Raw genomic sequence first — 10,467 nt, 5'->3', positions numbered from 1 at the left:
GGCAAGGGCTACATCGAGGACCGCCGTCCGAACGCCAACGTCGACCCGTATGTGGTCACGCGGCTGCTCGTCGACACCTGCTGCACCGCGCTGGACAAGGCCGGCCAGGTCTGACCTGCCAGTTCCGAACCCACCAGGGCCGCCCCGGCATCACCGCCGGGGCGGCCCCCGGCAGTTGTGGGGGCATGTCCTCCACGGCCCACGGCCCACGGCCCACGGCGGCGGCCGACCGTGCCAAGGGCCCCAGGAGCGGCCGCCGGTGCGTCTCGCCGAGATGAGTGAGCATGTCGGCCTCGTTGCACCTGTTATCCAGTGTCCGGACCAGCCCGATGGAGGGTGTGGCCCGCGCGCTGCGGGCGAGAAGGTCGTTCACTGGAACGGTCGCCTCGACGCGCGGCCTATCACCCCAGGCTTGCCGACGAGGGGCCACCGGGGATCAGTCGAATCAGATCGAGAGCGGCGCCGATGATGCGGTCCGTGTCGAGCCCGTGGAAGCGATACAGGTCCTCGATGGTGCCGGATTGCCCGAAGGAGGTGACCCCCAGGGAGGTGCTGCGCGCATTGTTGACCGACGCCAGAAAAGGCCAGCGCGTGCGGATGCCCGTCCAGGACGGTGACAAGTGGTCGCGCCCGTCGGGCGGAGAATGCTTGCTCGAGGATCCAGTCGGATCCCTTCTGTCGCCCCTGCCGCCCCTGCCGCGCCTGAAGAACACGGAAGACGAGCCCGGGACTGGTCACGCAGACCACGTCGGCACCGAGGCCCCATGGCGTCCGGGCGGCCCTGCCGCGCCGGGATTCTGCCCGGCAGGACCTGGATTGCTTCCCTCGCGTACGGCGGCGCGGGCGCGAACGCGTCCTTCTCCGAATTACGGCCCTAGCATGCGGCCGCGGGAAGTTGGCGGAGCGTCGCCAAGGGGATTTTGAATACCGCACCTTTTCACGTGGATTGAATCCAGCTCATGTCGAAGGAAAAAGATGAAGCTACGACCACTGTCCCGCCGATCACGCGAGGCCGCTCGAGGCCGAGCCGCCGGAGTCGGAGCCGCAGTCGGAGGGAGGCGGGACGGACGCGTGGGCTCTGCTGGTACGCCCCGCACTCGGCGGCGTTCGGCTCTGGGGATCGGAACCGTTCTGGGCATGGCCGTCACGGGTCTGACCTGGTTCGGCCCGACCACCTCTCCGGCCTCCGCTGCCGGTTGCATATCTTCTGGGACAGACGCCGACATCACCGCTGCACTCGTAGGCCCTGGAGACGTGGCGGAACTCTGCCCGGGCGCTGTCTTCAACCTCAGCAAGACCATTTATTTCACTGCCGCTCAGCAGCGAATCGAGACCCAGGGGCTGCCCACCGACGGGACCCGCGCCATCCTGCGGGTCGCCAGCCCCACCCTGGCGATGGCCGTCTTTGGGCACGACCGGTCCGGCGCGGTTGTGCAGAACGTCGAAGTGGACGGCTCCCGCCCGCAGTACGGACGGATTCCCAACTCTGACGCGCTGATCGAGATGGGTGGCAACAGCACCGGCCAGGCCGTGCGCAACGTCTACGCCCACCACACCCGCGGCTGGTCGGACCTCCACCTGTTCGGCGGCGACTCGACCGGCGGCGTACCCGGGTGCCAGCAGGCCACCTTGTCCGGCAATCTGCTCACCGACGCCGGCACGGACGTGCCGGACACGTGGGCGGACGGCATCTCCCTGGACTGCGGCCACACCCTGGTTGAGAACAACACCATCCGGGATGCCACCGACGGGGGCATCGTGATCTTCGGTGCTCCCGGCTCGACTGTCCGGAACAACACGATCATCGCGGCAACCCAGGTGATGCTCGGCGGTATCAACATGGTCGACTACGGCCCGGAGGGAGGCAACTACACGGGCACCGTGGTGTCGGGCAACACGATCAACGCCGCGGGTTCCCTGATCAAGATCGCAGTGCCCATGGGCCCGCTGCCCTGGGGATGTGGTTCCACCGTCGTCAACTACGGCGCCACCGTGACGGGTAACACGCTCGAGGGCGCGCACATGGGCTACGGGTTCGTCGCCAACGGCGTCCGAGACTGGACGGTGACCGGCAACACCGACAGGTCCACCCACGTGGGCTATGTGAAGGGCTCCAACTGCTCGGGCTCCATCGCCTCAGCACCGAGCGGATTCCAGTCGGCGTCCGTCAGCAACAGCACGCTGCAGTCGAACTTCATCCCCAACCCGTCCCTGACGAGCCTGCTCGGGCTGACGGAACGCCCCACCGCTGTGAGCTTCAAGGCGAACAACGGCCTGTTCGTCGCGGCGGAGAGTGCCGGTGCGCAACCGCTCATCGCCAACCGCGCGCAGGTCGGCCCATGGGAGGCGTTCGACGTGACCTATCTCAGTGGGGACCAGGTTCAGCTGCGTGCGCAAGTCAACGGCCTGTTCGTCACCGCGGAGAGCGCCGGCACGAAGCCGCTGATCGCCAACCGGACTGTCCCCAACAGCTGGGAGACATTCCGCATGATCAAGAATTCCAACGGTACCGTCAGTCTGGTTGCCGGGGCGAACAACATGTACGTGACTTCCAACAACGGCACTGAGCCGCTGATCGCAAACCGCCCCGCCAACAACGGCTGGGAAAAGTTCACTCTCTACGCCTACTGAGCCCGAATCGGCCAAGGCCCGCTGAAACAACTTCCGGGCGCTGCGGCCCGATTCAGCCCCACGGATCGGTAAGACGACCCACCCCAGCATGATCAAGGGTGAGCGGTTTGTTGGTCGTTGGCCGCAGCGTCCTGAGTTGATCTCAGGCTCGAGACGTTGATCATTGGTACGTGTGCCCGAGACGTCGTCGGCACCCAGTTTCGGGGAACTGCTCGCCCAGCGTCAGTCCCATCGGCCCCGGCACGTCGCCGTGGACCGTGCCGATGTGGTTGTTCAGCCGGCCCTGGACCGAGGCGGGCAGCTGTCGAACCCGGCTGAGGCAGGAGGCGGCTCCCTACCCGGTGACGGGGTCACTGGCGAGGATCGCGATCGATAGGCGAGACGCCATGTCAGCGGTGCGTGGTCCGCCTGGTGGTCCACTACGGCCCCGCGGTCGGCCCGGGGTGCTGCCGCCGGCTCCGCCCGTGTCCAGAACCCCTTCACGTCCGTCTCCCTAGAGCGATCAGGGCGCCGATGCCGGTCCGGCGCCGACCGAACCCCTTCTCCCGGGCCGAGGTGGCTTTATGACCGTGCCCCTGCTTCCGGCTGTCGTCCTGGGTGGATGCGCTCGTCGCTGCCCTTGCCGCACTGGTGGCGGAGCGGCGTGAAAGCGACCGCCCGGGCCCGCGCCGCCGGGCCGGGGCTGTGGGTCACCGGGCTTGAGGTCTGAAGGTCGTCGACCTCCGTCAGAACTGACTGAGTATCAGAAAGCAACGGTGCGTCCATCGAGGGCCAGGAGCATGCGAGACGTTCTCGGGCGTTCCGACGCGGCGGTACATCAGGGGACGTTCCCAGCTGTCATCCGTACGCCGACCCGCCGCCGCTAGAGCAATCGGCGTGGCCTGAAAGGCTCGGTCGAACCACCATGTACGTCACGTCTTCGATCACTCTGAAGGAAGACGGGAAATTGCCCGCAGTCGCCTCGTTGTCCGGCAGCGTTGCGCAGCACGTCGCAGGCTCCAAGCAGGTGGTCCCGGACAGAGGCCAGGACTTCCTGTTGGCGATCAGTACGGAGGAAGCCGACCTGCTGCGCTTCGCCAAGACACTCACCCTGGGTGACGTCCACAGCGCTGAAGACCTCGTCCAGGAGGCGCTGTTACGGGCTTGGCGCCACGCGGATCGGCTCATCTCCACCCAAGGACTCGCGCGTCCCTGGCTCTTCACCGTGGTGCGGCGGCTGGCCATCGACCGTCTCCGGGCCTCTCGCGTGCGTCCGGTCGAGCTGTGCGCATCGGACGTGGACGTGGACGTGGTGCCCGATGCAGGCGAGCGCATGCTCACCTCGCACGTGCTGAAGAGGGCGATGGAGGACCTGACCCCGCCCCACCGCGAGGTACTTGTTCACCGGTACTACCTCGATCGCAGTGTTGAGGACACCGCTGCCGCATTGAAACTCCCGATCGGCACGGTGAAGTCCCGCACCAGCCATGCGTTGCGGGCACTGCGCCAAGGCTTGACGTCCCAGGGACTTCACGCGGGGTGAACTCCCGGACGACCGCTGAAGGCGGTGACGCTGATCTTCAGCTGGGCCGCGCCCTCGACGAGGTTCCGCGACGGGGCGCGGCCCCGGCCGGCACGGTGATGCGTCCCAGGAAGGGTGTTTGAGGGTGATCTCGATCGCGATCCTCGCCAGTGACCCGGTCACGGGGGAGGGAGCAGCCTCCTGCCTGAGCAGGCAGCGGGAACTGACAGTGCTGCCGCTGCAGGAGCACGAGCGGGCGGACGTGGTTGTGATGCTGACGGTGGACGTCACCGACGAGACGATGCTGATCATGGAAGCGGTGTCCGCCCGCTCGGTCAAACCCGGCATGGGAATCGTGCTGGTCACCGGAGGTGTGCGCGAGGGCCAGGTGGTGCGGGCGGTGCAGTTCGGACTGCGCAGCGTGATATGGCGTCAGGATGCCGGGTTCGACCGAATCGCCAAGGCCATCCGAGGTGTCGCCGACGGACGCGGCGTGCTGCCTGCCTCGGTCCAGGGCTGGCTGATCAACCACATCGGCACGGTCCACGGCGACGTGCTGGGGCCTATGGGACTGACGCCGTCCGGACTGGAGGTCCGCGAAGTGGAGGTGCTGCGGCTGCTGGCGGACGGCCTGGACACGACGGAGATCGCCGAGAAGATGAGCTATTCCGAGCGCACCATCAAGAACATCATCAGCGGCATGATCAACCGCCTCGGACTGCGTAACCGCGCCCACGCGGTCGCCTTCGCATTGCGCTCCGGGACCCTGTGACGTCAACTGACCGTACCGAGTGCGGAGTTTGGGCAGGCCAGTCACCTGTCCAGGGCATCCTCTCCCGCGGTGCCGGTCACCGCGGCCAAGCCCGGATGGCAGGGGAGCGCTTGGCGGCCCGTGGCCGTGAACCTGGCAGCTGACGGGGCCGTAGTGCACGACGTACCACCCAAGGCCACCACATTACGGAGATCCGAATGCCCACCCCCCTTGACGTCCTTGTGGTCGGAGCCGGTATCGCCGGCCTGGCGACCGCCACCGCTCTGCACCGCGAGGGAATGTCCGTCGACGTCATCGAGCGTTCCCCCGAGCGCCGTGCCACCGGAGCCGGGCTCTTCCTGCCCGGGAACAGTGTCCGCGCGCTGACCGCACTGGGGCTGGGGGACCACCTCAGCGGGCTGGGAGCGCTCGTGCCGGGGCAGCGGATGATGGATCACCGGGGCCGCGTGCTGGCCGACATCGCCATGGCTGAACTGTGGAGAGGCACCGCCGGTTGCGTCGGCATCACGCGCGCCAACCTCCATGCGGCCCTGCACGACATCGTGCCCGTGCCCGTCCGCCACGGGGTCACCGTGGTCTCGCTCAAGCAGTCCGACGACGGTGTGGACGTGGAGTGCAGCGACGGCGTGAGCGGCCGTTACGACGTGGTCGTGGGAGCGGACGGCATACGGTCGGGCCTGCGGGAGTCGGTCGATCCTGCGGCCGGTGCCCGCTACGTCGGGCAGGTCTGCTGGCGCTTCCTGACCGACGCTCCCGACATCGACCGGTGGACCGTGTGGCTGGGCCCGGGGACGACCTTCCTGGCCTACCCCGTCGGCGAGGGCCGGGTGTGCTGCTACGCCGACGTGACGGTCGCCTCACCCGAGGACCCGACCACCGCCGTCGGCGGTCTTCTTGGGCTCTTCTCCGGCTATGACCAGCGCGTACGGGACCTGCTGGCCGCACCCGCCGCCCATGAGGCGTACTTCTCACCGGTGGAGGAGGTCAGCGGCGAGACATGGGCGCACGGCCGCGTCGTGCTGGTGGGGGACGCCGCACACGCGAGCTCGCCCAATATGGCCCAGGGCGTTGCGATGGCCGTCGAGGACGCTCAGGTCCTGGCCGAGGTGCTGGCCACCGGGGGAGACACCGAACACCTCCTGCAGCAGTACGTCCAGCGCAGGCTTCCGCGCACCCGGTGGGTGCAGCGGCAGACCCACCGGCGCGACCGGACCAGGTCCATGGTGCCCGCCGTTCGCAACATCGCCTTCCGCTACGGTGCCAAGGCCTTGTTCGAGCGCGGCTACGCCCCGCTGCGCGACCTGCCCTGACGTCGGCCCAAGGGCGCCCGCGCCCACTGGCCCGACTTCGAGAACGCCGTAGCCGGCGGCTTGTCATGTGGGTCGTGGTCGAGCACGTGGTCACCGCCTACGGCGGTGACCACAGGAGGCTGCTGCTGATGGTCGCTCCCACGTTCAGCGCGCGCCGCATCGCCGCCTCAGCGGTCTCGCAACGATCAGTTGGATGAATCCGTGCCCCGACCCGCAAATCCCCTGGTCCGCGAGAAACTCCTCAATGCAGGATTGGCCCTTTTCCACTCTGAGCGGTTCAACGCAGTAGGCATCAAAGAGATCACGGACAAGGCCGGCGTACCCGAGGGCTCGTTCTACAGCTACTACCGCAGCAAGAACGCCTTCGCCGCTGCCGTCCTCAGGCAGTACTGGGCGGGGATCGTCCGCGATCACGCCTCCATCCTCAGCGACGAGTCCACTCCACCCGTGCGGCGCCTCGTCGGGTTCTTCGAGGCTCTGACTCGGGACCGCGCCGAGCAGGGCTTCGCATTGGGATGCCTTGGCGGCAATCTGGCCCTCGAGCTGTCCGACGACAATCAAGAGGCGCGCGAGGAGCTGGCCGCCATCATGGACCGCTGGTCCTGCCTGATCGCAGCCTGCCTCATGGAAGCCAGGAGTGAGCAGAACGTCGCAGATTCCCCCGAGGCCACCGAGCTGGCATCCATGATCATCGAATCCTGGGAAGGTGCGGCCATGCGGGGGCGCGTCGATCGATGCAGGGCCCCTTACGAACGCTTCCTCACCGCAGCCCTGCCGCGACTGCTCGGCATGCAGGCGACCTCCACCTGAGCGTCGACGGGCCCCGCAGTGTGCTTTGCACAGAAGGGGCAGTTGAGAACCCTCAGTCAACGAGTCCATGCGGGCTGTCTACTTCATTTATAGACGACTGGACAGCTATGATTCCTGGACTCCCAGCACCTTCCAGCTTCCCGTCAGGAGTCCGACCCATGACGCCCGCCCAGACCGGCCTCTACGCGGAGCCCTCCGCGCCCGCGCTTCCGGGCAGCGGCCTGCAGCTTGATCTCGCACACACGGCATTGGTCGTCACAGACCCGCAGATCGACTTCCTCAGTCCAGAGGGGGTCACTTGGGAGATCTTCGGCGCCAGCATCACCGACAACGACACGGTCGCCCACATCGGACAGCTTCTGGAGGCAGCCAAGACCGCCGACGTCACCGTGGCGATCTCGCCCCACTACTACTACCCGTCCGACGACGCCTGGCAGTTCGGCGGCCCACTGGAGCAGTACATGCACAGCGTGGGGATGTTCAGGCGCCAAGGGCCGCTTCTCCTCGACGGATTCGCCGACTCCGGGGCCGACTTCCTGCCCGCCTACCGGGAGCACATACTCGACGGCAGGACCGTCATCGCCTCGCCGCACAAGATCGTGGGGCCCGAGTCGAACGACCTCGCCCTCCAACTGCGCAAGCGCGGCATCTCCCAGGTCCTCCTCGCCGGAATGGCCGCCAATCTGTGTGTCGAGGGGCATCTGCGCGAACTCGTCGAGCAGGGCTTCGAGGTGGTCGTCGTCCGTGACGCCACGGCCGGGCCCCGGCTCCCCGAAGGCGACGGCTACCTCTCCGCACTCATCAACTTCCGCTTCCTGGCCGGCGCAACATGGACGACGGCCGAGGCTGTCGCGGCACTGCGCGGACACTGACAACCGCATCCAGCGACCGAAGGACGTGCATCGTGAATCGGGCCACCGTCACCGAGCAGATCGTCGAGACAAAGATCCAGAAAGGAATGAAGTGGGCTGACGTCGCCGACGAACTCGACGCGAGCAAGGAATGGGTGACCACCGCCTGCCTCGGCCAGATGACCTTGTCAGCCGATCAGGCACAGAAGATCGCCGACATCTTCGACCTGCCCAGTGCAGCCGTCGCAATCCTCCGGACGCCTCCCACTCGAGGGCTGAGTGAGGGTGCCATCGCCTCGGACCCACTGATCCATCGTCTCCGTGAGATCGTCACCGTCTACGGTCCGACGATCAAGGAGCTGATTCACGAGGAATTCGGTGACGGCATCATGAGCGCCATCGACTTCCAGCTGACACTGAACCGCCGAGAGGATCCCAGGGGCGATCGGGTCGAACTCGTCCTGAGTGGTAAGTACCTCCCTTACCCAGGAGCCTGAAACCCGGCTCATCGATGTCGGCTCCGGCCGCGATGGTCACGGGTCCGTGGCTGCCGCAGGCGCAAGCGAACGCGGTGTCGGCGACGAGAAACAGACAGCCGCCGTGGGCGATCTTCTGGCCGTTGACCATCGTTGGAGTCACGGTCATGCTGGGCGCGGCGGTTTCCCTGGCCGTGATCCAACACGCCGGTTGCGGTGTGGCGGGTACTCCTACCGGTTGGTGCCCGAGACGGTGCGGGGCAGGTCCCCGCACTGTTTCCCGGAGCCGGCGGTTGGACGTTGGGTCACATCAGGCCTGGGCCGTCTCCGGTTCCGACGGCGTCGGCTCGTCGAAGCTCTCTGTGCTGGGAGTGGTGTGGGGGTCTTTGGTTCCGCCGCTCGGCGGTCCGGCAACCACGACACAAAGAGCCCGATCACACCGCCGACACACGGACCGACACGAACACCCCGCCGAGGCGCCGCTCGACCGCGGCCCTCACCGCAGCCGTGCGCTCCGGTGCGGCAACGAAGCGCAGCATGTCGAGGAGCTGCGGGGCGAGCCCGACGGCCTGGACCCCCTCGAGCTCCATCCAACAAGCCGCCGCGTTGCAGGCGGCGATTCGGCTCCGCCCATGCAGGCCGGTATGTTCCGTCCAGGAGTGCGCAATTGCCGTCCACAGCCTCGTGGCGAGCAGGAAGTCTCCGGTCAGGTAAGCGAGATCAGCACGGAACTGCTCCGTCTCCAGACGTTGTGGCACGGTCACTTCGACGTCCTCGGCCATGTCGCTCATCAGCCGGTCCGCGGCGCGCACGGCGGTGGCGAAGTCACGTGACCGCCCTGCCTCCATCGCCTCGGCGAGTCGGCCCGCATACAGCGGGGTGATGTGGATGAGGTGACGGGGTGTTGGGGACATGGCTTGCAGCCGACTGGGCGCCAGTGGCGCAACCGCGGCCCTCCCCCTTCCGGGACTGAAAGCGTCACAGCGCACTACGGGCGTCATGGCACATTGGTTCTCTGCTGCTGGCTGATCGCCACGGTGATGCCGCACGCTCTGGTCGCACCCGCAGGCAGGCCGCACCGGGATCGTCGTGGCATGCTGCCCCGCCCCCTACGCAGAGGCGATCACCGAGGGGTGACCCAGCTGGGGTGTGCGGCACCTTTCAGCGTGCGAAGTCGATGACGCCAACCGTGCTGGCGGTTGGTGAGGAAGGCTGCCCAGCCGTGCCCACCCGGGCGTCGAAGTTGCGGCGCCGGTCCTGGCCAGACCAGGACGATCACGCTCCGCGGCCCGGTTCTGTCCGGTCGGCTGACGCACGGACCGCGACTGCTCGTGAGAGGACACGCTGACCGGATCGCCGTTGAGCTGCCATGGCCAGCTCGTGACCTTTCCCTCCAGCGCGGCGAAGACTGACGAGGCCAGGTCCCTCCGCTCGGCCGCGGCCAGAGCGTAGGCGAGGAGGTTGAGGTCCGCGAGTGCTGCCGCGTGGTGCAGGAACCCCGCCTGCAGCCAGGTCTTGCCGGCTTTGTCCAGGGCCCCTGGCCACCGGCCCATGCTTCCAGAAGTCCCGGGCCATGAGGGCTTCGACTCCGCCTCTGGCCAGGACGCTCTGGTACTGACTGACGGCTGCCGTCAACTCCACTGCGGCTGCTGGAGCGTTGGGCGATGTCCGTCAAAGCGGATCAAGCCCAATTCAGGGTACGACCGGAAACCGGGACGACCGAAGGGCCGCACCCGGTTCCAGGAAAGCGTCCAACCCCTGGGGTGCGGCCCTTCGGCCAGTAAGCGGAGCTGCGAGCTGTCGGAATCCGACGCACGCCCGTCGCGGAGCGACTGATGTCACGTCGGCGCCGCGGCTCGTAGCCCGTGACGCGCCCCCGCGCCGAGCGGTGCGAGAGGCGCGTCGGGACATCAGACGGCGATGGCCACTTCGGCGAGGCCACCGGTCTGCGCGACGACCGTACGGTCCGCCGTGGCGCCGGGGACGAGGGCGCGCACCGTCCATGTGCCCTCGGCCGCGTGGAAGCGGAACTGTCCGGTCGCCGAGGTCGGGACCTCGGCGGTGAACTCGCCGGTCGAGTCCAGCAGGCGGACGTAGCCGGTGACGGGCTCGCCGT

General features: G+C 67.6%; 10 protein-coding genes and 2 pseudogenes. 8 read left to right on the top strand and 4 right to left on the bottom strand.

Going from position 1 to position 10,467, the window contains the following annotated elements; translation table 11 throughout:
• Window positions 1-114 (top strand): annotated as a pseudogene (locus ACI2LP_RS33170) (glutamine synthetase); the annotation flags it as partial.
• 287 nt (window positions 115-401) lie between these two features.
• Here the strand turns inward: ACI2LP_RS33170 and ACI2LP_RS33165 are convergent.
• Entirely contained in the window at window positions 402-620 is a 219-nt protein-coding gene (locus ACI2LP_RS33165) for a hypothetical protein (protein ID WP_404728246.1), read from the bottom strand.
• A 517-nt stretch (window positions 621-1,137) separates the two neighbouring features.
• Between ACI2LP_RS33165 and ACI2LP_RS33160 the strand changes: the two genes are divergently transcribed.
• From ACI2LP_RS33160 to cynS, 7 genes are all read left to right on the top strand, one after another.
• Window positions 1,138-2,631 carry a right-handed parallel beta-helix repeat-containing protein gene (locus ACI2LP_RS33160; protein WP_404728245.1) on the top strand — a complete coding sequence of 498 codons (1,494 nt, stop codon included), beginning with the start codon at window positions 1,138-1,140 and terminating at the stop codon, window positions 2,629-2,631.
• 946 nt (window positions 2,632-3,577) lie between these two features.
• A complete protein-coding gene (locus ACI2LP_RS33155; RefSeq protein ID WP_404728244.1) occupies window positions 3,578-4,153 on the top strand; it encodes a sigma-70 family RNA polymerase sigma factor in 576 nt (191 codons plus the stop codon).
• A 124-nt stretch (window positions 4,154-4,277) separates the two neighbouring features.
• Window positions 4,278-4,904 (top strand): LuxR C-terminal-related transcriptional regulator, encoded by a 627-nt coding sequence (locus tag ACI2LP_RS33150; RefSeq protein ID WP_404728243.1) that lies wholly within the window; start codon window positions 4,278-4,280, stop codon window positions 4,902-4,904.
• A gap of 197 nt (window positions 4,905-5,101) precedes the next feature.
• The gene (locus tag ACI2LP_RS33145) at window positions 5,102-6,214 is read left to right on the top strand and encodes an FAD-dependent oxidoreductase (protein ID WP_404728242.1); all 1,113 of its coding nucleotides are present in this window, start codon (window positions 5,102-5,104) and stop codon (window positions 6,212-6,214) included.
• 189 nt (window positions 6,215-6,403) lie between these two features.
• The gene (locus ACI2LP_RS33140; protein WP_404728241.1) at window positions 6,404-7,024 is read left to right on the top strand and encodes a TetR family transcriptional regulator C-terminal domain-containing protein; all 621 of its coding nucleotides are present in this window, start codon (window positions 6,404-6,406) and stop codon (window positions 7,022-7,024) included.
• Window positions 7,025-7,182: 158 nt separating this feature from the next.
• Window positions 7,183-7,896 (top strand): cysteine hydrolase, encoded by a 714-nt coding sequence (locus ACI2LP_RS33135; protein WP_404728240.1) that lies wholly within the window; start codon window positions 7,183-7,185, stop codon window positions 7,894-7,896.
• A 32-nt stretch (window positions 7,897-7,928) separates the two neighbouring features.
• Entirely contained in the window at window positions 7,929-8,372 is a 444-nt protein-coding gene (cynS, locus tag ACI2LP_RS33130; protein WP_404728239.1) for a cyanase, read from the top strand.
• A 13-nt stretch (window positions 8,373-8,385) separates the two neighbouring features.
• Here the strand turns inward: cynS and ACI2LP_RS33125 are convergent.
• The 3 genes and pseudogenes from ACI2LP_RS33125 to ACI2LP_RS33115 all read right to left on the bottom strand — a co-directional run.
• Window positions 8,386-8,548 (bottom strand): annotated as a pseudogene (locus ACI2LP_RS33125) (phenylacetic acid degradation protein PaaD); the annotation flags it as partial.
• A gap of 237 nt (window positions 8,549-8,785) precedes the next feature.
• Entirely contained in the window at window positions 8,786-9,265 is a 480-nt protein-coding gene (locus tag ACI2LP_RS33120) for a hypothetical protein (RefSeq protein WP_404728238.1), read from the bottom strand.
• A gap of 996 nt (window positions 9,266-10,261) precedes the next feature.
• Window positions 10,262-10,467 (bottom strand): DUF1416 domain-containing protein (locus ACI2LP_RS33115; RefSeq protein WP_404728237.1); only part of this gene is annotated, 206 nt, incomplete at its 5' end.

Origin of the sequence: Streptomyces sp. NPDC019890 (assembly GCF_044903445.1) — a bacterium.
GTDB lineage: Bacteria > Actinomycetota > Actinomycetes > Streptomycetales > Streptomycetaceae > Streptomyces.
This window is presented reverse-complemented; position numbering and strand designations above follow the sequence as displayed.